Source organism: Mesorhizobium sp. M0019 (assembly GCF_040323975.1).
Classification (GTDB): Bacteria; Pseudomonadota; Alphaproteobacteria; order Rhizobiales; family Rhizobiaceae; genus Mesorhizobium.
The window spans coordinates 50,041-71,534 of sequence record NZ_JAMYVK010000038.1 but is presented as its reverse complement, the minus strand read 5'-3'; the positions used below and the strand labels follow the sequence as shown (position 1 = coordinate 71,534).

General features: G+C 60.9%; 18 protein-coding genes and 2 pseudogenes. 12 read left to right on the top strand and 8 right to left on the bottom strand.

Going from position 1 to position 21,494, the window contains the following annotated elements:
- Nucleotides 1–177: 177 nt before the first annotated feature.
- Nucleotides 178–852: a protein-L-isoaspartate(D-aspartate) O-methyltransferase gene (locus tag NKK47_RS24550; RefSeq protein WP_352578561.1), complete on the top strand. Its 675-nt coding sequence runs from the start codon at nucleotides 178–180 to the stop codon at nucleotides 850–852.
- A gap of 253 nt (nucleotides 853–1,105) precedes the next feature.
- Here the strand turns inward: NKK47_RS24550 and NKK47_RS24545 are convergent, their stop codons facing one another.
- Entirely contained in the window at nucleotides 1,106–1,315 is a 210-nt protein-coding gene (locus NKK47_RS24545) for a group II intron maturase-specific domain-containing protein (RefSeq protein ID WP_352578558.1), read from the bottom strand.
- 640 nt (nucleotides 1,316–1,955) lie between these two features.
- Here NKK47_RS24545 and NKK47_RS24540 point away from each other — a divergent pair.
- The 7 genes from NKK47_RS24540 to NKK47_RS24510 all read left to right on the top strand — a co-directional run bounded on the left by NKK47_RS24540 (nucleotide 1,956) and on the right by NKK47_RS24510 (nucleotide 8,148).
- On the top strand, nucleotides 1,956–3,158 hold the full coding sequence (locus tag NKK47_RS24540; RefSeq protein WP_352578557.1) for an ABC transporter substrate-binding protein: 1,203 nt from the start codon (nucleotides 1,956–1,958) through the stop codon (nucleotides 3,156–3,158).
- Nucleotides 3,159–3,235: 77 nt separating this feature from the next.
- A complete protein-coding gene (locus tag NKK47_RS24535; RefSeq protein WP_352458638.1) occupies nucleotides 3,236–4,102 on the top strand; it encodes a branched-chain amino acid ABC transporter permease in 867 nt (288 codons plus the stop codon).
- Nucleotides 4,103–4,107: 5 nt separating this feature from the next.
- A complete protein-coding gene (locus NKK47_RS24530; RefSeq protein ID WP_352578556.1) occupies nucleotides 4,108–5,091 on the top strand; it encodes a branched-chain amino acid ABC transporter permease in 984 nt (327 codons plus the stop codon).
- Entirely contained in the window at nucleotides 5,088–5,867 is a 780-nt protein-coding gene (locus tag NKK47_RS24525; protein ID WP_352578555.1) for an ABC transporter ATP-binding protein, read from the top strand. Before NKK47_RS24530 ends, NKK47_RS24525 begins: the two co-directional genes overlap by 4 nt.
- 2 nt (nucleotides 5,868–5,869) lie before the next feature.
- The gene (locus tag NKK47_RS24520; RefSeq protein WP_352578554.1) at nucleotides 5,870–6,592 is read left to right on the top strand and encodes an ABC transporter ATP-binding protein; all 723 of its coding nucleotides are present in this window, start codon (nucleotides 5,870–5,872) and stop codon (nucleotides 6,590–6,592) included.
- An 8-nt stretch (nucleotides 6,593–6,600) separates the two neighbouring features.
- The gene (locus NKK47_RS24515; RefSeq protein ID WP_352578553.1) at nucleotides 6,601–7,341 is read left to right on the top strand and encodes an aspartate/glutamate racemase family protein; all 741 of its coding nucleotides are present in this window, start codon (nucleotides 6,601–6,603) and stop codon (nucleotides 7,339–7,341) included.
- Between the two features lie 102 nt (nucleotides 7,342–7,443).
- The gene (locus NKK47_RS24510) at nucleotides 7,444–8,148 is read left to right on the top strand and encodes a GntR family transcriptional regulator (RefSeq protein ID WP_352458649.1); all 705 of its coding nucleotides are present in this window, start codon (nucleotides 7,444–7,446) and stop codon (nucleotides 8,146–8,148) included.
- A gap of 1,036 nt (nucleotides 8,149–9,184) precedes the next feature.
- Here the strand turns inward: NKK47_RS24510 and NKK47_RS24505 are convergent.
- Entirely contained in the window at nucleotides 9,185–11,734 is a 2,550-nt protein-coding gene (locus tag NKK47_RS24505; protein WP_352578552.1) for a caspase family protein, read from the bottom strand.
- 1,076 nt (nucleotides 11,735–12,810) lie between these two features.
- Here NKK47_RS24505 and NKK47_RS24500 point away from each other — a divergent pair.
- The 3 genes from NKK47_RS24500 to NKK47_RS24490 all read left to right on the top strand — a co-directional run bounded on the left by NKK47_RS24500 (nucleotide 12,811) and on the right by NKK47_RS24490 (nucleotide 14,678).
- Entirely contained in the window at nucleotides 12,811–13,641 is an 831-nt protein-coding gene (locus NKK47_RS24500) for a PA3715 family protein (RefSeq protein WP_352578551.1), read from the top strand.
- A 124-nt stretch (nucleotides 13,642–13,765) separates the two neighbouring features.
- Nucleotides 13,766–14,314, top strand: a complete 549-nt coding sequence (locus NKK47_RS24495; protein WP_352578550.1) for a class I SAM-dependent methyltransferase — start codon at nucleotides 13,766–13,768, stop codon at nucleotides 14,312–14,314.
- A gap of 217 nt (nucleotides 14,315–14,531) precedes the next feature.
- Nucleotides 14,532–14,678: a hypothetical protein gene (locus NKK47_RS24490; RefSeq protein WP_352578562.1), complete on the top strand. Its 147-nt coding sequence runs from the start codon at nucleotides 14,532–14,534 to the stop codon at nucleotides 14,676–14,678.
- Here the strand turns inward: NKK47_RS24490 and NKK47_RS24485 are convergent.
- A pseudogene (locus NKK47_RS24485) lies at nucleotides 14,659–14,889 on the bottom strand (DUF6429 family protein). The gene NKK47_RS24490 and the pseudogene NKK47_RS24485 overlap by 20 nt on opposite strands.
- Before the next feature lie 117 nt (nucleotides 14,890–15,006).
- A pseudogene (locus tag NKK47_RS35235) lies at nucleotides 15,007–15,235 on the bottom strand (hypothetical protein); the annotation flags it as partial.
- Between the two features lie 323 nt (nucleotides 15,236–15,558).
- Between NKK47_RS35235 and NKK47_RS24475 the strand changes: the two are divergent.
- A complete protein-coding gene (locus NKK47_RS24475; protein ID WP_352578547.1) occupies nucleotides 15,559–17,145 on the top strand; it encodes an adenylate/guanylate cyclase domain-containing protein in 1,587 nt (528 codons plus the stop codon).
- 147 nt (nucleotides 17,146–17,292) lie between these two features.
- Here NKK47_RS24475 and NKK47_RS24470 read toward each other — a convergent pair whose 3' ends face one another.
- From NKK47_RS24470 to cysD, 4 genes are all read right to left on the bottom strand, one after another.
- A complete protein-coding gene (locus tag NKK47_RS24470) occupies nucleotides 17,293–17,538 on the bottom strand; it encodes a type II toxin-antitoxin system VapB family antitoxin (RefSeq protein WP_254820584.1) in 246 nt (81 codons plus the stop codon).
- A 234-nt stretch (nucleotides 17,539–17,772) separates the two neighbouring features.
- On the bottom strand, nucleotides 17,773–18,561 hold the full coding sequence (cysQ, locus tag NKK47_RS24465) for a 3'(2'),5'-bisphosphate nucleotidase CysQ (RefSeq protein WP_352578560.1): 789 nt from the start codon (nucleotides 18,559–18,561) through the stop codon (nucleotides 17,773–17,775).
- A gap of 10 nt (nucleotides 18,562–18,571) precedes the next feature.
- The gene (gene cysN / locus NKK47_RS24460) at nucleotides 18,572–20,509 is read right to left on the bottom strand and encodes a sulfate adenylyltransferase subunit CysN (protein ID WP_352578546.1); all 1,938 of its coding nucleotides are present in this window, start codon (nucleotides 20,507–20,509) and stop codon (nucleotides 18,572–18,574) included.
- A 2-nt stretch (nucleotides 20,510–20,511) separates the two neighbouring features.
- Complete coding sequence (gene cysD / locus NKK47_RS24455) at nucleotides 20,512–21,417, bottom strand: sulfate adenylyltransferase subunit CysD (RefSeq protein WP_352464033.1); 906 nt, start codon at nucleotides 21,415–21,417, stop codon at nucleotides 20,512–20,514.
- Between the last annotated feature and the right edge of the window lie 77 nt (nucleotides 21,418–21,494).

Below are 21,494 nucleotides of genomic sequence, written 5' to 3'. Positions count from 1 at the left end.
TGGGGCTATGTCGATATGGCGCCCAGAATCTCCAGGGTCGCCGCCGGCGATAGCCTGCCAAGACTGTCACCCATGCTTGCCCTGGGCACCCGTAATGGAAACGATGGCGGGCGCTACCGTGACGAACAGGATATAAGGCTCTCCGGCAGCAAGCTGGGTGAGGAAAGCCCCACCGTCATGAAGCCAATGAACGAAGAGCACCTCGCGGTCCTACGCAGGCACATGGTCGAGATGATTGCAATCCATACCGACCTTGCAAGCGAAGAACTCGGCAAGGCGGCGCTCGATGAGCGGGTGATGGCAGCGATGCGGCGAGTGCCGCGGCATCTCTTCGTGCCAGCCTCGGTTGCACCTTATGCCTACCAGGACATGCCGCTGCCGATCGGCTTCGATAAAACCGTCTCGCAGCCTTTCATCGTCGCTCTCATGACCGATCTCATTGCGCCGCAACCGCACGAGGCGGTGCTCGAGATCGGCACCGGCCTGGGCTATCAAACCGCAATCCTCGCGGAACTCGCCGGGCAGGTTTGGAGCGTCGAAATCATCGAGGAATTCGCAAGCCATGCCGAGGCTCTCCTGCAGGGCCTCGGCTTATCCAATGTCGGCATTCGTGTCGGAGACGGGTCGCGCGGCTGGCCTGAGCACGCCCCATACGACAAGATCCTGGTCACCGTCGCGGCCGGGCGGGCGCCGCCGGCCTTGCTTGAGCAGCTCAAGCCGGGGGGACGCCTGGTTCTGCCTGTGGGACCTGAAGATGTGCAGTTGCTGACGGTCATCGACAAGGATTCGGCAAGGCAACTGAAGACTCGCAAACTCATCCCAGTTCGGTTCAGCCGGCTCGAAACGGTCTAATGAGGTGCGACAACTGGCGCGACCGCGCTTTTCCGACCCTCAATCAGATGCCAGCCTTCCGCGTTTCTTCGCCCTTGGTGAACGCGAAGAAACGGTAGAGTCGAGGTGTGGCGCAGTGGCGGTAGGTTGAACATATCTGTTTGCCGCCCCTTCGTCTGGCCGTGCCTTATTGGTTCAACCTTGGCTCCGTTTCCACACCCCGCTCATCGAACCGGACCTGCAGATCTCCCGCATCCGGCTCTCGGACAAGTACTCACGCCTTCACCCACGACACGCCATGTCCAAGTTGGGTCAGACGTACGAGCCCGAAGTGCTCGTAAAGATGCGAGACTGGATAGACCCCGCCCTTGCATCGTCTGGTCTTGTGTTTGGAACGCAGCCACCGGCGCAACCGCATTGCAGTGTAACTGTCGAGTGCCCGGTATGCCTTGATGGTGGTTCCTAGCGAGAAGTAGTCGCCCATCCGCGCAGCATCCGGTTTACCTTCGCTACCAACAATGTGGTCTCTTGCCATGTACCCTTTCGGTCGGTCAGCGCGTGGATGTTCTCCACAGCGCGCCTGATGCTCTTCTTCGATGGCCGTTGCGTCAAGCGGGCCGCTGACGATCCTTTCGGGTCGATCTTCCAGAGAATAGGTGGAAGGGGATCTCGCCGTGTGATGGCGCTCGGGGTGCGGGCACTATAGCTCGGGCCAGAGTGACGCAAGCAAAAGCAGCACAATTCGAACGAATGCGAGATTCCAGACGAGCGAACGAACCAGGGGAACCCAGCTGCGTAGGGCGGGAGATAAACCAGCCTGGCTGAGAGCCCGCTCCCGCCCCTATCTTCCCGCCGACGTTCCCGGCATCGGCATGTTCATTGTGCTTCCCAGCCGTAGGGGAAATGGCAGCCGAATGAATGAATACGCCCCAACAAATGCCAGCGCTACCCGAATTCGAGGCCGATTCGAATCCTTACGTCCTTCATCTACGACAGCTCACAAGATTGTTAACAATCGGAAAAAGTTTTGTTGACAGACAATTGATTTGAGCCTTCACTTACAAGAGTCCGCGTATCGGTCGAGTTCTGTCGCAACAATGCGCGGCCTCCAAAGGGGAAGAACAATGATCAACAGACGTTCAATAATCACATCCGCGGCGCGCGGCGCCGTCTTCGCGCTGGCAATCATGGCCGGCGGTACAATCGCGGTGCACGCCGCCAACAAGGAACTCAAGATCGGCTTTGTCGGCGTGACGAGTGGCGCGGCCGCTGCGTGGGGCACATCCAACGTCCGCTCGATGCAGACGCGCGCCGCCTGGATCAACGAAACCGGCGGTGTGAAGATCGGTGACGAGACCTACGACATCAAAATCGTCACCTTCGACGACCAGAAGGACCCGAAGCGGGCGATCGCCGGCATGGAGAAGATGGCCCAGGAGGGCATCCACTATGTCGTCGGTCCGAATGTCGATGACGGCGCGGCGGCGGTGCGTCCCGTGGCTGAATCCAAGGGCATCATCTATTTTCCCTACGCGTTCCCGAAGGAACTCTACAGCCCACCGGCGTCCAACGCCGTGCTCGGCATGATCGCCAACTACCAGTCGGCTCCGGCGATCTACAAATATCTCATGGAAAACAGGGGCGTGAAGAAAGTTGCCTTTGTCGCCGCCAACGAATCCGATCCGCTGAGCCAGCGGGATGGCGGTGTTGCCGCGGCAAAGGCGCTCGGGCTCGAGGTTGTGGCTGCAACGGATGTCTACCAAAACGATACCCGCGATTTCACACCGGTACTGACGCCGATCGTTCTGCAAAAACCGGACCTGCTGGTGCTTTCGGGTGTCGCGCCCGGCAATGCGCCGCTGCTGATCCGCGCCGCGCGCGAGCTCGGCTACGAAGGTCTGATCTCCACCGAAACGGCGCAGGATGCCAAGGTGCTGGAAGAGGGCGCGGGCGAGTTGGCCAACGGCTTCATCTCAGTCGGCGGCGCATCGACGCCCGAAATCGCCTCCGACACGATGAAGGAATTCGTCGACCGCTATACGAAAATGTTCGGCGAATACAATGACGAGTCCAACACCAAGGTCTACGCGCTTGAATACATCATCGAGACGCTGAAGGCGAACCCGGCCGCCATCGACAATGTCGAGGAGTTCAAGAAGACGATCGACACTTTCTCGGCCCCCAATCCCTACCTGAAGGACGATGCCAAGCTAACCTATGTCGGAATGACGTCGTTCGGCCAGAAGCGCCAGCTTTCGGTCCCGATGGTGGTCACCGAATACCGCGACGGCAAGTTCGAGACACTCTTCGTCGCCCAAGTCGATTGACGCACCTGCACTGAAGCGGATTGCCGCAGAGGCTCGTGCATTCGTCTTGAGCCTCTGAATGGCCGGGGAACCACCTGATGGAACAAGTCATCGCCAACGGGCTCTATCTTGGCGCGCAATACGCCTTGATCGCGCTCGGTCTGACCCTGATCTTCGCGCTGATGAACGTGCTTAACTTTGCCCATGGGCAGATGTACGTTCTCGGCGGCTTCATCACCTACACCGTCTATGGCCAGCTCGGCATGCCTTTCGTCGTCGCGCTCGTTGCGTCCGGGATCACGCTGCTGGTCATTGGAGCGCTGGTCGAGAAATTCCTTTTCAGAACGGTGATCAAGCGAAGCGTGCGGGAGGAAAGTACGATGCTTCTCGCGGCGGCGGTCGCATTCTTCCTCGACGCCGTGATCCTCCTCCTGTTCGGTGAAAAGCAGCGCGGGGTGCCGAAGATCGTCAACGGCGTCTTCGTCTCCGACAGCCTCATAATGCCTTACGACCGGCTGCTGGTCGGCGCTCTCGCCATACTGTTCATCGCATCCTTCGTGCTTTTCATGCAGTATAGCAAGCCGGGACGCGCCATGCGGGCCCTGGCGCAGGACCGGGTCGCGGCGCAGCTTATGGGCGTCGAGGTCGACCGTTATTCGATGATCGGCTTTGCGCTTGGCGCCATGCTTGCCGGCATAGTCGGCGGGCTGCTGGTCGCCATCACCGGCGTCAATTCGGGCATCGGCGGGCCGATCTCGATCAAGGCGTTCTTGATGGTGATGATCGGCGGCGCCGGCGTCGTCAGCGGAGCAATCGCCGGCGGCTTCATCCTCGGCATGATGGAATCGGTCGGCCTGACAGTGCTACGCCACTATGGCGACGTTACCTATCTCGTCATCTTCGCCGCGCTGATGGTGTTCCTGAGCATCCGCCCGAACGGGCTCATGGGCAAGCCGTGGGGGTGATGGACATGAAGCGTACACGCAACATCCTCGCCGTCGCTGTCTTCCTGCTGGTCGTACTCATCGGCGTGCCCTGGCTGATCGAGGCGACCGGTCGGCTCGACCTCTACTATACGCTGACCTCGGTCGCGTTGCTCAGTATCGCCAGCGCCGGCGTATGGGTGACCTTCTACATCGGCCGCATCAATATCGGCCAGGGTGCCTTCGCGCTTATGGGCGGCTATGTTTCGGCCATCCTTGTAGTCCAGTATGGTGTGTCGTTCTGGCTGACACTGCCGCTGGCCGGGCTGTTCTGCGCCGCTGCAAGCGTGCTGATCGGACTGCCCATCCTCAGGCTCCGCGGCGTTTATTTCGCCATGGTCACACTGGTTTTGACCGAAGTAGCGCGGCTGCTGGCGCTGGCGCTGCCGATCACCAACGGCGCCAAGGGCATGGTCAGCATTCCGCTCCCCGGCGGCATCTCGATCTTCGGCCTGACCATCCTTCCCGATTTCGCGACGCTCGCCAATCCACGCCCGGCGTTCTACCTCGTTTCGGTGGTGCTGATGGTGCTGTGCTTTGCCGGGCTTTACCGCCTGGTCCATTCGCGCATCGGCAAGCTCTGCCAGTCGCTGCAGCAGAACGAGGAACTGGCCTCCTCGATCGGCGTCAACATCGCCTATCTGCGCGTCATCGCCTACGCCATCTCCTCGTTCCTCGGCGGTCTCGGCGGGGCGATGTTCGTCGCCATCTCGCAGTCGATCTATCCGTCGAGCTTCACCGTCACGGACTCGGTGAATTTCATGCTGAACTGCTTCCTCGGCGGGCTCAGCTATGTCTTCGGGCCGATGATCGGCACCTTCGTGCTCTATTTCGGCTGGGATTTCCTGTTCGAGACCGGCGAGTTCCAGTTGCTGATCTTCTCGTCGGTGCTGATCGCGCTGATGTTGTTCCTTCCCAACGGCCTGCTCAGCCTCCGGCTGTTCGGCAAGAAGCAGGCGCTAGGACCATGACCGAGCTTCTCCAGATCAAGGCAGTGACCAAACGCTTCGGCGGGCTGATCGCGGTCAACAATGTTTCCTTCGCCGTCCGCGAACGCGAAATCCTCTCCGTGATCGGTCCCAACGGCGCCGGCAAATCGACGCTGTTCAAGCTGATTTCCTCTTTCCTCAGTCCGACCTCGGGCGAGGTGCTGTTTGGCGGACAGCGGATTTCAGGTCTGGCGCCGCATATCGTCGCCCGGAAGGGCGTCGTCCGCACATTCCAGGAGACGACGATCTTCAAGGGCATGACCGTGCGCGACAACGTCATCATCGCACATCACCTGCGTTCCAATGCCACCCTTGCCGGCTTCTATCTCGGCACGACTACAGCGCGGCGCGACGAGGCTGAATTCGGGCGATCCGCCGACGAGATCATCGACTTCCTCGATCTCGGCGCGCAACGGCATGAGATCGCCAGCACGCTGCCGCACGGCCATCTGCGCGCGCTGGGGATTGCCATCGGCCTCGCCACCAACCCGACCGTGCTCCTGCTCGACGAACCCTTTGCCGGCATGAACCACGACGAAACCGCGCGTACGGTGGAGATGGTGCGCGGCGTCCGCAAACGCGGCGTGACCGTGCTGCTCGTCGAGCACGACATGCCTGCCGTGATGAACATTTCCGACCGTATCGTCGTCCTGAACTTCGGCGTCAAAATCGCCGAGGGAACGCCAAAAGAAATCCAGGAGAACGAAAAGGTCATCGAAGCCTATCTCGGCGCCGAAGACGAGACGATCGGATTTTAGCCATGAGCGAACTGCTGAACGTCTCCAATGTCGAACTCTACTACGACCACGTCTATGCGCTGAAGGGCGTGTCGCTGAACGTCAACGAGGGCGAGACGGTAGCGCTGATCGGCGCGAACGGTGCGGGCAAATCGTCAGTCCTGCGCGCCATCACCGGCCTGAAAAAGATCCGCAGCGGCGAGATCCATTTCCTGGGCCGTCGCATCGACAAAACGCGGCCGGATGAGCTGGTCAGGATGGGCATCGCCATGGTGCCGGAGGGGCGGCGCGTCTTTTCCTATATGACCGTGCGCGACAATCTAATGATGGGCGCATTCACCCGCACCGACAAGGCCGACATCGCCAGGACGCTGGACATGGTGCTCGGGCGTTTTCCGCGCCTGAAGGAACGCTATTCGCAGATGGCGGGCACGATGAGCGGCGGCGAACAGCAGATGCTGGTGATCGGGCGGGCGCTGATGGCCAAGCCGAAGCTGCTCTTGCTCGACGAACCCTCGCTCGGCGTCGCGCCGAAGCTCGTGCAGGACATCGCCCGCTCGATCGTCGCGATCAACCGCGACGAAAAGGTCAGCGTGCTGCTGGTCGAGCAGAATTCGCGCATGGCGCTGCGCATCTCGCAGCGCGCCTACGCACTGACGACCGGAAAAATCGCGCTGGCCGGACATTCGGCTGAGCTGCTTGGCGACGACCGGGTCAAGAAACTCTATCTCGGCGGCGAAATATGAAGGCGCAAATGGACATACTCGTCGTCAATCCCAACACCACCGCGTCCATGACCGAGAACATCGGCAAGGCGGCACGCGGCGCGGCTTCGGCCGGCACCAGGATCATCGCGGCCAATCCGAAGGATGGGCCGCCGAGCATAGAAGGCTATTTCGACGAGGTCTTCGCCATCCCGGGAATGATCGGCGAGATCCAAAAACATCCGGCGGCGAGCGCCTGCGTCATCGCCTGCTTCGACGACACCGGCCTCGACGCAGTACGCTGCGTCGGCGAGATGCCGGTGGTCGGCATCGGCGAAGCGGCGTTTCACATGGCGAGCCTGATTGCCGGCAAGTTCAGCGTGGTGACGACGCTGTCGCGTTCGGTGCCGGCGATCGAGCACAATCTGGTGCGCTACGGCCTCGCCAGCCGCTGCGCCAGGGTGCGAGCAAGCGACGTTCCCGTTCTGGAGCTCGAAGTGCCCGGCTCTAACGCCCGCCATCGAATTTCTGAGGAGATCGAGTGCGCCATCCGCGACGATGGGGCCGAAGCGATTGTGCTGGGATGCGCCGGCATGGCCGATCTCGCCGCTGCGCTCAGCCGCGAACATGGCCTTCCCGTGCTCGACGGCGTCGCCTGCGCGGTAAAACTCTGCGAGAGCCTCGTCGGCCTTGGCCTGTCGACTTCGAAGCGCGGCGGCTATCAGGTTCCACTCGAAAAATCCTTCGCCGGAATCTTTGCGTCCTTTTCGCCCTCCGGCCGTGTATCCTGATGCGTGCAAATTTGTTGACATTCCCGCACAGGATGTTCGATGTCCGGCCTGAAACGCGGTGTTCGCGCCACTATGCGATCCGGCCGCCAGGACAATGAGACGATGGACCTGCTTGGACCAAAGACACGGGATGACGGCAAACCGGCGATGCGCTGGTTTCCGGTCTATGCCGGCCTGCGCGACGCCATCGTCAGCCACCGCCTCGCACCGGGTACAAAACTGCCCGAGGACGAACTCGCCTCGATCTATTCAGTGAGCCGCGCGGTGATACGCGCGGCGCTGCAGGCGCTGTCGCATGACCGCTTGGCCCGGCTCGAGCCGAACCGCGGTGCGTTTGTCGCCCAGCCGACCAAGCAGGAAGCGCGCGAGGTGTTCGAAGCGCGGGCGCTGATCGAGCCCAAGGTCGCGGCGCTTGCCGCCGACGTGGCAAAGCCGGCCGAGATCGCGCAACTGCGGCTTCATCTCGAAAAAGAGCACGAGGCCCTGCATGCCGGCCGCGACAGCGACGCCATTATGCTGTCGGCAAAATTCCATGTCGGCATCGCCGAAATCGCCGGCCATTCGATCCTAACCGGCTTCGTCAAAGACCTGCTGTCGCGGTCGTCGCTGATCATCGCGCTTTACTGGCGCCGCCGCGACACCACCTGCGAAAGCCAGGCCCATCACGCCCTTGTCGATGCAATCGAAAAACACGACGCAAAAGACGCGTCCGACCTGATGCGAAGCCATCTCGTCGACCTGCTGTCGGGCCTTGATCTGACGTTTGGCGAGAAGAAACCCGAGAGCCTGTCGGACATCTTGCGCTGATCTCCGCTGTCAAACCTTTCGCGGGAGTTCGCCTATCTCCGCGCCATGCTGGGCGTGATTGAAGGCATAGCTTCGGTCCATGACTACTACTGCTTCTTCGTTCCTGCCGTCATAATGGTAGCGCTCGTAGACTCCCGCGCCGCTGCCCTCCGGCTGCCGCTGCTCCTGCTGGGCCATAGAGTCAAATCGGTCCCTCCCGCACAACGAGCCGGTCGGGCAACGCGCCCGATCAGAGCTTGAAGCAATCATAAAGCGCGTGTTGGTCGCTCAAGCCGACCCGGTGAAACGCGATGCGCTCGAGCGGGACATCTGCGCAATGGCAGCAGTTCGTGGTGGACGGCTCCATGTCGCTTCAGGGCATGATAACGGCGACAGCGCGGAAATAGACATGTGAGGTGAAAGAAGCGCTTTGGCAACGTGCGAGTCGAGGTCAGCTGGGCAAGCATCCAGCGGGACGACATTGCGAATGACAATAATGTGTGCCGATCCGGACTTTGTCTCTCTTTCTTAGGCGTCAGGAAATGGCGCAACCTCCTGGTTCAGGAACCGGAACATCTGGTACAGTCGAGGTGTGGCGCGGTGGCGGTAGGTTGAACATATCTGTTTGCCGCCCCTTTCGTCCGGCGGTGCCTTACTGGTCCTCCTGAATCGATCAAAGGCCGCGGAACGCTACGGTCGTGCGATCCTTCTTTGGCCCTCACAACTTGACCTGATCAACCCCCCCAGCCGCCTCCCCCGCCTCCGCTTCCGCTCCCGCCGCTCCCGCCCGAAGGAGGAATGATGACAGGCGCAGGAACAGGCTCCTCTTCAACCGGTATAATTACTTTCTTGGCGGCCACCGGTTTGGGAGTGGGCTTGACCGCCTTTGGCCGAGGCATCGTGCGAACGACCTTCGGCGGGGGCGTGCCGACCAGCGCCGTCGGTTCAAATTTGGGTGTCAGAGAATTGCAGCCCATGAGGCCCGCCAGGACGCCGGATAGCGTTGTTCCGATGATTGTTCGCTTCAATGCCCTTTCCACCATTGCCTCCTCCTTGATCAAAACAAGTCCCGACGCGGATTGGCTTCTTCCCAAACTCGTCTGGCCGCGCGAACCAGTTGAGTGTCGAGTGAACCGGACCCGGGGATCTTCGATTTCAGTTCCTGGCGCAGCTGCTTCAACGCCGCCGTTTTCGGCTTCGGTCCGAATTTTGCCAACGTCCTTTGGGCATCCGGCAGTTCCATGCGCAGGTCGAGCGCAGCCGCAAACGCAAGGAAACGCACCGCAACGGCCTGATCGGCCTTGTCGCCCTTTTGCAATTCGAGGGCCGCGCGATCGTAAGCTGCAAACTGATCGCCCCGCGCGATCCCAATTTCGAACAATCTTTGCGCTTCCGCTAGGTTCCGTTCCACATCGACACCGTCCCGATACATGCGTGCGAGGCTGCCCGGAGCGTAGGGCTGGCCGAGATCGATTGCCTTCTGAAAAAGCGCCAGCGCCTCTTTCGGGTCCTTCTGAACGCCCTGCCCAGACAAGTAATTGCGGCCGAGCAGGTTCATCGAATACATGTCCTGCCGCTGGACGCCGGCCTGCAGAAACGCAACGGCGCGGGCCGGATCGGCGGTCACGCCGTTGCGGCCCTCGGTGAAGATTGCGGCAAGATCGTTCATTGCATAGGTGTGCCCCATCGCCGCTGCCTTGAGCAGCAGGTCCAAACCCTTGCTGGTATCAGGTTTGACGCCATACCCATTGAACAAGGCGCGACCCCACGACGTCATGCCATAGGGATCCCCCTTGTCGGACGCCGCCGCGTAAAGCGCGTTGGCCTGTGCGCGGTCGACGGCCATTCCGGTTCCCGTCGCATACATGTAGCCGAGCTCGAACACGGCACGGACGTGTCCCTTCTTGGCGGCTTCCTCGATGGCTGTCCTGCCCTCTTGGACCTTGCCTGCCGCAAGGAGCGCGCGCCCCAGTTCATAGCGGAAGCGCGGAACGGCGGGATAAGCCTTGACCGCGGCTTCGCAAACCTCCACCGCGCTGGCGCCAATTTCATTTGGGAGCAGGCCGGGGACGACGCCTTGCAGGTCGAGAGGCTCGCCGGCAGCCGTGTCGCACGGATCCACTGTTGGCGATAATTTCATTGTGGCGGGCTTGGATGATCTGCTGTCCGCCCGGATTTCGAAGCCAACCTCGACCGTGGCTTCGGCGCCGATCTGGGGTTCGTAACGCAGCCGGTCGACTTCACCGGACCTCAGGCTCGAGTCGGGCGCCAAGGTTCGATCGGGCAGCGAGAGCGTTCCCGTTGCCGGATAACCCGAAACTTTCAGGCTGACCGCGGGATCATCGGTCGGGAAGTCAAGGTTCAGCGCAACCGGACCGACACCCACGGGAACATTGAAATTTCGGTTTTCGAGCGCCTCTGCCGCACCGGTGATATGAATGCCGCGCTCCAGCACGTTCTGCTTCTGCTCGGCTTCGAGCGAGGCCATGATCTGTTCGCCTTGCGCGCCTTCGCCGCTCTTGACCCGAAATACCACGATGCCTTGGGTTTGGCCTCCCCAGTTGTCATGCGTGGCATAGGCCAGCATATCCACCTCTTCCTGCGTAGCGACACCCTTGGGAACATCCATCTGCAAAAGGGGCAGGTCCTTGCCTTGGATCGGCACGCCCACCTCGACAGGCTTGCCGTCCAGCATCAGGCGCCCCAGGGCAGGCGGTCTTTCGATGCTCAAGGTGATCGTGCCGCCGTCGACGTCGATCGGTTCTGGCAGGCCCAAGTCGACGGGACCCACTCCCGACAGCACGACCTTCTCCAGCACCGGCGGCAGCGAGGGGCGATTGCTGCGGCGCATCAGCACGACCTCGTCGATCAGCGACGAGTTCTCCCAGGGAACCTGGAGGCCGTTTGTGGCTTCCACCACATCGCGGCGCACCGCCGCCATTACGGTGCGGATCTCCTGGTTCGGGGCCAGCGCGCGACGGGAAAACGCTGCCGAAAACGGACTGAGTTCGCCGACGCCGTCATAAGCCGCCGCCCCGGGCTCGGTGGCAAAGGCAATCAGGGTGTTGAGCGAGCTTCTCACCTGCGCGAGCCCGGCATTGCCGGCGGTGATGAGCTGGTCTCTCAGCCAGTAATTCTTGCGCGGGAACGGATTGTTGCGGCAGGCATCGAGGATGATCACCTGGATCTTCGATTTCGAACGCAACTGTTCCAGCACATCGTTGAGCTTGATGGCCTGGACTTCGATGTCTGCCGCCTGCTTCAAGGAGGCATCGACCGGGATCAGGAAGTTTTCGCCGCCGATCTGGAAGCCGTGACCGGAATAGTAGACTACGGCTAGGTCGGCGCCGTCGACTGCGGCCAGATAGTTGCGAAACTGCTCCTCGAACTGCAGCTTGGTCAGATCGCTTGCGACGAAGACCTCAAAACCGGCCAGTCGAAACGTTTTGGATACGTCCTCGGCATCCCTGGCCGGGTTCTTGAGAGCGGGGAATTGTCGGTAGTCCGAATTGCCGATGACAAAAGCGACCCTTCTGTCGGCGCAAGCGTCAAAGGTCGTGAAGCTCGTAAGGATGAAGGCTGCGATGAATCCGCAAAGTCGGAGCATGGCAAATCCCTAACCGCTGTTACCTGGCAACCACGAGAACACAGCATGTGGTAGCAAGGTCCGTTAGAGGGCATGCAATCTGCCGAGACAGAAAGAGAGAAAAGCCGTCGCGACAGCGGGCATATTCCTCATTTATCAAGTGCTAAAGTACATCAGAGGCTGAGTGTCCGCAATGATTGTCAAACGGCTTCTGAACTCGGCTATTCGGACCGTGGTCGCTTTGGTCTCTTTAACTACGCCCAACGATACGAGCCGCACCGGAGCAGCGACAGCAACCATTTCCGGTCGCGCCGATGGTCCGACTGCTGGTCAGCGGTCCGCGTTTCAGCGCCGCGAAATCCGCTCGCCTACTTAGCAACATGTGTCGGAGGGCTGGGCCTCAAGACGAAAATCGGGCTGCTATTGGGATCGACGCGACATGGGGTTCACTGTGCCGACTTAACCCAATGATCCGACACTTGACTTGGTCCGGCGAGAGCTAGGAAGCCGGTCGCAGGCTAGCTGCTGCACCAATGATCTTACCACACTTCTGCAGGCCTTGGCGTGGATCGTCTCGCCGAAGCCGGAAGACTTAACCGCCTGATGCTTGCAACCCCTTGATCTCAACGCAGTCTACCTCATTCAAACAAAGCCGAAGCAGGCGCGGCATTGGTTCTGCTTCAATGCCGCGCCGACAGCGAACGCGCCCGGCTCAGGGGGTCAGAAACGGAGGTCATGCAGAGTTAATTTTCGAATGTACACCCTAGAAGGTGCGCTTGACGGATCGGCGAGGTCCGGTTTTGTAGAGGTTTCTTGTCGGAGGCTTCTTTATCTAATCGGAGCGCGACAAGGCAATCGAGATCACATTGTCAGTATCTGTTTCAGGTAGCTCGAACAGCATTGGCAAAAATTGGCCGCTCGGGCGGCGTTCTCATGATCACCGTCCCTAAGCGAGCTCGGACTTTACGACTTTCCAGGATACCTATGGTCCTGACGCAGCGGGTGGAGCTAGCGTCACTTCCCTACACCCTGTGCGCCGCCACCAATCTCGCGTAGAAGGGCCCTGGCCGAACTCGGCCCTGCGACGCGAGAACTCCATGCGAATAGTGTTGCCTGTCCTGTTGCTCGGCGCCGCCCTCGCCAGCCTGTCGCCCGCCCGGGCAGCGGCCGGCGATTGCGGCGATGCCGCCGCCCTGGTGCAGCAGGCCTATCCCAAGGCCCGAAAGAGCGCCGACGGCACCTCGTTCACGCTTGAACCCCATACCAGCATCGCCTCGACGCTCCCGGAGAGCGATGCGCCATTCGGCCTGGCCTGCAAGATCTGGCCGGCTCATGACGACCTGCTTTTGGTCGCGGTACCGCTGATTGACAGCGCTAACGGCGACCACCTGCATGTCGGCGATATCGAGCTTCTGGTCGTCGACAGGAATACGCTGCGTGTGCGCCAGCGCCTGCTCCAGCCTGGACTGATGACCGATGATGCCATCGCGATCCGTAAGGTGGAATTCGACACCGGCCGCTATGCAATGGCCCCTGAGGTCACCGCCTTCGGCCTGCGCATCGAAATGGCAAACCATTCGCAGGCCAATCCCTTCACTGAAACCGACCTGCGGCTCTATGCCCTCGCCGGCGGTGCGCTGCGCGTGGTGCTCGACGGTCTCGTGGTGGCCGGCACTGGCGGCGAAGGCGATGCCAGTTGCGCCGGATCCTTCCATTCCAGCCAGGTCAGGCTGACGATGAGCCCGGCGCGCCACCACGGCTATCATGACATCATTGCGGTCGAGCGGACGGATACCGACAATCCCTCCCCCGACCAGAATGGCGAATGCCAGTCCCATCCTGGCAAGCCTGTGAAGCGGACCTACCGGATGCGCTATGACGGCAGCCGCTATGCGGTTCCCGCGGCACTCAAGGTGATGGGGTTGTGACGCGGCCGCACACGTCCCTGCCTTGGTTCGTCAATGTGATCAATTCCAGTTGAAAGGGTATCGACCATTAATTCTCTCGTGGTAGGAGGCGCTCAAGGGGGCTCTTCCCAAAGGAGCTGATGATTTGTGGTGGTCAAGATTCAAAAGGGGTTTTGCGGGAACGTGGGACGACAGACTTGACGGGCTATTCTCCGCAAAGGTCGACTACGCCGGAAAATCCATTCTCGATGTTGGCTGCAATATGAGTGTTGTCGCCTATGAGATATCCAAGCTGAAACCCAGTTCGATCCATGGGATCGACATTGCCAAGCCGCATATTGAGACTGCAAAGATGTTGTTGAGCGGCTCCCCGGTACATGCCCGGTTCGATCGCCTGAATCTTGGCAGCCGGCGCCTCGGCAATATCCTTCTACCGAAATACGATATCGTCCTGCTGCTGGCCGTCTATCAGCACATGCAGCGCAACATCGGCCCAGGCAAGGCGCGAAGGGTGCTTTCCAATATTGTGAGGCGCACCTCAAACGTCGTTGCTCGCGTTCCGCCTGGAACGGATGGCGAATTTATCGAAACGCTTTCTGACGAGGGGTTCAAGGTTAAGAGCACTCACACATCACCTCTTGGCAGTCATGTGCTGGTGCTTGAGAAACCTGCCTTCGGAAATCCGCAGCCATGATGACACATTGCTTGTGGTGATCTGCCTCTTCAACATCCCATGTGCCAGCAGCGGGCGCAGACCCGCTGCCTGCCTGCAACTCGGCCCGGGCAACGCCGATTCGCCGGCAGAAAGCATCTTGCGGATGGACCTCGCGACAATGCCGTTGATATTGAGGGCCGCGGCTGCGGTGTTCTTTGCCACTGCCTTAACAGACTGGATGCGCCCGTTGGTGTAGGTGACGAATACCAATTTGGCCGTCACGGCGAGAGCACTGGCCGTCCCGCCTGCGGTCAGCGCGCCGCCGGTGTCGAAATTCAGCCATGTGCGCTATCAGCTTGCAGGCGCCCGTCCAGCGCTCTGGCTCAGGGCGCCGGGCGAGTGAACAGGGTTCGGAATAGCTCCTCAGCACGCCGCAGTCCTTCATCTGTCAGAACCACTGACTTCGCCTTGTTTGCCGGATTCGCGATCAGCCCCTTCTCGTTCAAGCGATCCAGAGCATTTCAATCCAACCCCTTCCAGGCCCCTCTCTTCATGCAGCGTCAGCTAAAGCAGGCCCATAACGGATCGTCGATCTTGTCGGTGTTGATCTCCATGCAAGCAGTTTAACACGCGAAAGCGCCGCTGCCACGATCCACACCGTAGGGTTATTCCTCGCGCAACGGTTCGCCTGAAAATAAATGCTTCACCTAGGCGTCGCATGCGCGACGGCGTCATTTGGGGGGACGAGCCGGGATGGGATCCGAGTTCATCATGGTGCCTAAGCGGCCGTGGCAGCCCTTGCCGCTGGCAATGAAATGCGAATTGGCGAAATCCTCGTCGTCGCTCTGGTTGCGCTTACCGCAGGCGAGCGGCGCACCATTCAGGTGCGCGTCATGCTGCCGGCAGCGCGCGTCACCCCGCCGCGGTGTCCCATTCCATAGTGCGACCGACGCGCGGATACGTTTTGCGGGACACTTTCTTCTCCGACCCGCTCTCCGGCCGGAGAAGTCTCAACCTTGCCAGAGGTGAATTTTTGGGCCCTGAGCGGTTATCGCGGAGCGCATTCCGGGCCACAACCGACTTTGCGACATCCCTTCACTGATTCACTGCCCGTCTAGCGCCAGATTGCGAAATCCGCTGTGAGGGTCGGGGCTTCGCAACAACCGCTCAAGGTCGTTCCGACATTGCAGGGCTGACGTGTTTTCATCGAGCCAAGACTGACTCTGGTACCGTGCCGGGAATGAGCTATAGTTCACATACTAAGGCGGCCGGGCGCTTGCACAATGGCTGGACTGGGTGAACAGATTGCGCGTCAGCAGCGCACCATGGGACCGCTCCTGGTGGCGGCAGTGGTCATCGGCCTTATCGGTCTGCCGGTCGCAGCCTGGCTCGACCTCCGAGACCTGTCGGAACGGATGCTGCGCAGGCAAGCCAGCGAAATCAGCCGCATCATCGACGAAATGCGCGGATTTTACGGCAGCGACGTCGTGGGACGCGTGCTGCAAGCTAACGGCGCCATGACTGCGACGCACAACTATCGGGACGTGCCAGGTGCGATCCCTATTCCAGCAACCCTCTCGATCGAACTCGGCAAGCGCATCAGCGCTCATGACGGGTCGGTCAAATATCGGTTCGTCTCGGATCTGCCTTTCAAAGGTCGCGCGCCCCACCAGCTCGATGTTTTCGAGCGGAATGCAATCTTGGCTTTGCGCGCCAATCCGAAGGACCCGATCATCGAAGTCTCGGGCTCACTGTTTGACCGGCAGGTCCGCGCCGCGGCCCCTGTCATAATGGGACAAGTGTGCGTGACCTGCCATAACTCACACCCGGACAGCCCCAAGACGGACTGGAAGGTAGGGGATGTCCGAGGGATCCAGGAGATATCAGTCAATCAGCCTATTGCTGCGAACGTGCTGACCTTCAAGTATCTGCTCCTATATTTCGGTTTCGCGGCGGCGGCGGGCCTGACGTTCATTCTCCTGCAGCGTCGGCAGTCCGCGTTGATCCAGGGCATCAACAAGGAGCTTTCGGAGGCAAACGACTTCCTGGCCGCGATTTCATTGAAGATCGCCAAATACCTTTCGCCTCAAATCTACAAAAGCATCTTCAGCGGCCAGAAGGACGTCACCATCGCGACCGAGCGCAAGAAGCTCACGATCTTTTTCTCCGACGTCAAGGATTTCACCGCGATCGTGGAACGGCTCCAGCCCGAGGACCTGACGCTTCTCCTCAACGAGTACTTCACCGAGATGTCGACGATCGCGCTCAAACACGGCGGCACCGTCGACAAGTTCATCGGCGACGCGCTTCTTGTGTTCTTCGGAGACCCCGAGACACAAGGCGTCGAGGAAGACGCGAGAGCCTGCTTGCGCATGGCTGTCGACATGCAGCGTCGGCTGGAGCAGTTGAACAGGGTGTGGCATGACCGCGGAGTTGAACGGCCCTTCCGAGCTCGCATGGGCATCAACACGGGCTATTGCAATGTTGGGAACTTCGGTTCCGATGATCGGATGGACTACACGATCATTGGAGCCGAAGCGAACTTGGCGGCCCGGCTGCAGTCGATTGCCGAGCCCGGCGGCATCTGCCTCAGCTATGAGACTTACGCGCTCGTGCGCGACCTTGTCCGGGCGCGTCCGTTAGCCCCGATTGCCATGAAGGGGATCAGCCGGGAGGTTGTCCCCTACGAAGTCGAGGGCCTCCTGGGTGAACTCGCCCAGCGCCCTCAGGTCATCAGCGAGCATGCGACTGGTCTCGACTTGTTCCTCGATGTTGAGGCAATCGACGAGAACGGGGTGGAGCGGGCGAAGAAACGACTTTCGGAGGCGCTCCTGGCCTTAACCATCCGAAGCAAGCCCGCCGCATTTTAGGTTCTTGAACGTGATCCAATCTGGACCGTGGCCAGCCAAGTAAAGTCCGGTTCAACACCGTTCAGCCGCGCCGGGTCCCGGCCAGGAGTTCGCGCGCATCATCCTCGTTGGTCATCAGCGCCGTCAGGGCCGAGGCGTCGATGAACATCAGTCATTCTCGTACAGGCTGTCGCGAAACGCCTTGTCGGCGGGCCTGCCGTGATCAGGCTTGCCCCGGGCTCGCAGATCACGGCAGAACCTGACGCCGATCTCTACCAGGGACGGTCTAGCCTGTTCGCGCTCAAGCTCATGCTTGAGCGCGGCATGGACGGCCTCTGTCAGACCAGTCCTCTTAAGTGCGGCGACCCGGCGGGCCAGTGCGTCGGTCTCGGGATTTTTGATGTGGAACGCCATCACTCGCTCGTATAGCCGTTCAAGTGTATCGGTATACAGCAATTTGGATACACCGTGTGAAGGCCCCGCAGCATCGACCGGACACGAAGCGAATCGGCCACGCCGACCCAACTGTCGGCTGGATGGGCATCGTACCGCCGTGTTTACAGATCTAGAGCAGTATCTGAGGTCGCTTGCATAAGTCACTTGCAACACCCGCACTTTCGTACGGGTCTGGAACTGCGCAATCACCGTCTAGCCAAATCCAGCAGCCTTGCCGCTTGCGATAAAATGCGGGTTGGCGAAATCGTCGTCGTCACTCTGGTTGCGCTTGCCGTAGGCGAGCGGCTCACCATCCAGCGTGCGCGTCATGCCGCCGGCGGCGCGTAGCACCGCGTCACCCGCGGCCGTATCCCACTCCATGGTGCGGCCGAAGCGCGGATAGACGTCCGCCTCGGCGCCGGCGACAAGGCAGAATTTCAGCGACGAGCCGACCGAGACGATCTCGGCAGCGCCAAGCGCGCGGATATAGGCGTCGGTTTCCGGCGTGTTGTGGGAGCGGCTGGCAACGACGGTCAGCGGCACCATACCGGCCCTTGCCGAAATCGGCTGGCGATCGACGATCTGATAGTCGTCATTGATCGCGATCGCTTCCGCTTTGCCCGGCCGGCCGGAAAAGAAGCGGCCTGTGCAAGGCGCGAAGACGACGCCGATCTCCGGCACGCCGTGACGGACCAGCGCGATATTGACAGTGAAATCGGTCCGCCGGTTGACGAACTCCTTGGTGCCGTCGAGCGGATCGATCAGGAAAAAGGCGTCGCCGAGATCCGGCGCCATCATGCCGGCAGAGGCTTCCTCCTCTGCCACGCATGGAATGTCTGGAAATGCGGCGCGTAGCCCGGCAAGGATGATCTTTTCGCTCTCGCGATCCGCCTCCGTCACTGGCGAACTGTCCGACTTGCTGTCGACCGCACAGCCGACACGAAAGACACGCATCACCTCGCGCCCTGCCGCCAAGGCAAGGTGCTCGAAGACGGCGAGCATCGCTTCGTCGTCAGATACCGCCGCCGCTATCATATTGGTCTTCGGCAATGTCCCGCTCGTTCAGCCAGTGTTCCAGGGCGTCCACCATCTCCTCGGCCGATCTGCCGAGGGTCTTGAGATGGATTTCGGGCTTTTCCGGCACCTCGTAGGGTGAATCAACGCCGGTGAAATTCTTGATCTCGCCGTTCAACGCCCGCGCATAAAGACCCTTCGGATCGCGCCTGGCGCATTCCTCGAAGGGGGTATCGACAAACACCTCGACGAATTCGCCGTCGGCCATCAATTCGCGCGCCATGCGCCGCTCGGCGCCGAACGGCGAAATGAACGACACGATGACGATCAGCCCGGCGTCGGCCATCAGGCGCGCGACTTCGGCGACGCGCCGAATGTTCTCGACACGATCGGCGTCGGTGAAGCCGAGATCGCGGTTGAGGCCGTGACGGACGTTGTCGCCATCCAGAATGTACGTATGACGGCCGGTGGCGAACAGCTTCTTTTCGAACAGATTGGCGATGGTCGACTTGCCCGAGCCCGAAAGCCCGGTGAACCAGAACACGGCCGGCCGCTGGTTCTTCATATCGGCGCGGGCGCGCTTGCCGACATCGAGCGACTGCCAGTGGATGTTTTCGGCGCGACGCAGCGAATGCAGGATCATGCCGGCACCGACCGTGGCATTGGTGATGCGGTCGATCAGGATGAAGGCGCCGGTGGTGCGGTTTTCGGCAAACGGATCGAAGGCGATCGGCGACCGCGTCGAGATGTTGCAGATGCCGACTTCGTTCATCTCAAGCGACTTGGCCGCCTCATGGGCAAAGTCGTTGACGTTGACGCGGTATTTCAGGTCGGTGACGGTGGCGCTGGTCTGGTCGGTCTCGGTGCGCAGGATGTAGGAGCGGCCGGGCAGCAGCGCATGTTCGTCGAACCAGACGATGTTGGCGGCGAACTGGTCGGCGACCTGCGGCCGCGCCGCCGGCGATACCAGCATATTGCCGCGCGAGACTTCCACCTCGTCCTCGAGGACAAGAGTGATGGCCTGGCCGGCAATAGCCTGCTGAAGATCGCCGCCATGCGAAACGATGCGCCTGACGTGCGAGGATTTGCCGGATTTGGCGACGACTATCTCGTCGCCCGGCGCAACCGACCCGGAGGCTACGGTGCCGGCGAAGCCGCGAAAATCGAGATTGGGACGGTTCACATATTGGACCGGAAACCGGAACGGCAATTCGACCGCGGCCTCGTCGACCGAGACCGTTTCGAGATGTTCGATCAGCGTCGGGCCGGAATACCAGTCCGTCCTGTCGGAACGGCCGGTAACGTTGTCGCCATAGCGGGCCGACATAGGGATGGGCACGATCGTCTGGAAGCCGAGCTCACGTGAGAACTGCCCGTAATCCGCGACGATCCGTTCAAAAACCGCCTCCTCGAAGCCGACAAGATCGATCTTGTTGACGGCGAGCACAATGTGGCGGATGCCAAGCAGCGAGGCAATGATCGAATGCCGCCTGGTCTGACGCAGCACGCCCTGGCGGGCATCGATCAGTACGATGGCGAGATCCGCCGTCGATGCACCCGTCGCCATGTTACGCGTGTACTGTTCGTGGCCGGGCGTGTCGGCGACGATGAACTTGCGCTTTGGCGTGGCGAAGAACCGATAGGCGACGTCGATGGTGATGCCTTGCTCGCGCTCGGCCTCGAGGCCGTCGACCAGCAGCGCGAAGTCGACGTCGTCGCCGGTGGTGCCGTGCTTGCGCGAATCGCGCTCGAGCGTGGCCAGCTGGTCCTCGAAAATCTGCTTGGTGTCGGAAAGCAGGCGCCCGATCAGCGTCGACTTGCCGTCGTCGACCGAGCCGCAGGTCAGGAAGCGCAGCAGCGACTTTCGTTCCTGCGCCGCCAGATAGTCGCGGACATCGTCGGTCGGGGCGAGGCTCTTGGCCATGATATGGCGCATGCTCAGAAATACCCCTCGCGCTTCTTCTTTTCCATCGAGCCGGCTTCGTCGCGGTCGATCAGGCGACCTTGCCGCTCGGAAGTGCGCGCCGTGAGCATTTCGCCGACTATCGCCTCCAGAGTGTCGGCTTCCGAGTCGATAGCGCCGGTCAACGGATAGCAGCCGAGCGTGCGGAACCGCACCATCCGGTTCTCCACCGTCTCGCCGGGCCGCAGTTGCATGCGCTCATCGTCCCTCAGGATGAGCATGCCGTCGCGCTCGACGACCGGCCGCTCCTTGGCCAAATACAGCGGCACGATCGGGATGTCTTCCTGGAGAATGTACTGCCAGATGTCGAGCTCGGTCCAGTTCGACAACGGGAACACCCTGATCGATTCACCGGCAGCGATGCGGGTGTTGAAGATCTTCCACATCTCCGGCCGCTGGTTCTTCGGATCCCAGACGTGCTGGGCGTTGCGGAACGAGAAGATGCGCTCCTTGGCGCGCGACTTCTCCTCGTCGCGCCGCGCGCCGCCGAAGGCAGCGTCAAACCCGTATTTGTCGAGCGCCTGCCGCAGGGCAACCGTCTTCATTACATGGGTGTGGGTGTTGGAGCCGTGGTCGAACGGGTTGATGTTGTCGCGCACGCCGTCTTCGTTGACATGGACCAGGAGGTCGAAGCCGAGCTTTTGCTGCATCTGGTCGCGAAAGGCGATCATCTCGCGGAATTTCCAGGTCGTGTCGACATGGAGAAACGGAAAGGGCGGCTTGGCCGGATAGAATGCTTTCATCGCCAGGTGCATGAGCACGGACGAATCCTTACCGACCGAATAGAGCATCACCGGCTTGGCGAAAGCCGCGGCCACCTCGCGAAAAATATGGATGGATTCGGCCTCAAGCCGCTGAAGGTGCGTAAGCGCGATGTTCATGGACTGCGAGCGTTCTTTCGTACCGATCCACGGAAGGGCCTGCATCGGAGGCGACCTTCAGCCGCCCGATTCAAACT

Coding starts and splice junctions, on each gene's coding strand:
- NKK47_RS24550 (WP_352578561.1), top strand. CDS start 178: ATGAAGCCAATGAACGAAGAGCACCTCGCGGTCCTACGCAGGCACATG.
- NKK47_RS24545 (WP_352578558.1), bottom strand. CDS start 1,315: ATGGGCGACTACTTCTCGCTAGGAACCACCATCAAGGCATACCGGGCA.
- NKK47_RS24540 (WP_352578557.1), top strand. CDS start 1,956: ATGATCAACAGACGTTCAATAATCACATCCGCGGCGCGCGGCGCCGTC.
- NKK47_RS24535 (WP_352458638.1), top strand. CDS start 3,236: ATGGAACAAGTCATCGCCAACGGGCTCTATCTTGGCGCGCAATACGCC.
- NKK47_RS24530 (WP_352578556.1), top strand. CDS start 4,108: ATGAAGCGTACACGCAACATCCTCGCCGTCGCTGTCTTCCTGCTGGTC.
- NKK47_RS24525 (WP_352578555.1), top strand. CDS start 5,088: ATGACCGAGCTTCTCCAGATCAAGGCAGTGACCAAACGCTTCGGCGGG.
- NKK47_RS24520 (WP_352578554.1), top strand. CDS start 5,870: ATGAGCGAACTGCTGAACGTCTCCAATGTCGAACTCTACTACGACCAC.
- NKK47_RS24515 (WP_352578553.1), top strand. CDS start 6,601: ATGGACATACTCGTCGTCAATCCCAACACCACCGCGTCCATGACCGAG.
- NKK47_RS24510 (WP_352458649.1), top strand. CDS start 7,444: ATGGACCTGCTTGGACCAAAGACACGGGATGACGGCAAACCGGCGATG.
- NKK47_RS24505 (WP_352578552.1), bottom strand. CDS start 11,734: ATGCTCCGACTTTGCGGATTCATCGCAGCCTTCATCCTTACGAGCTTC.
- NKK47_RS24500 (WP_352578551.1), top strand. CDS start 12,811: ATGCGAATAGTGTTGCCTGTCCTGTTGCTCGGCGCCGCCCTCGCCAGC.
- NKK47_RS24475 (WP_352578547.1), top strand. CDS start 15,559: ATGGCTGGACTGGGTGAACAGATTGCGCGTCAGCAGCGCACCATGGGA.
- NKK47_RS24470 (WP_254820584.1), bottom strand. CDS start 17,538: ATGGCGTTCCACATCAAAAATCCCGAGACCGACGCACTGGCCCGCCGG.
- cysQ (WP_352578560.1), bottom strand. CDS start 18,561: ATGCTCGCCGTCTTCGAGCACCTTGCCTTGGCGGCAGGGCGCGAGGTG.
- cysN (WP_352578546.1), bottom strand. CDS start 20,509: ATGCGCCATATCATGGCCAAGAGCCTCGCCCCGACCGACGATGTCCGC.
- cysD (WP_352464033.1), bottom strand. CDS start 21,417: ATGAACATCGCGCTTACGCACCTTCAGCGGCTTGAGGCCGAATCCATC.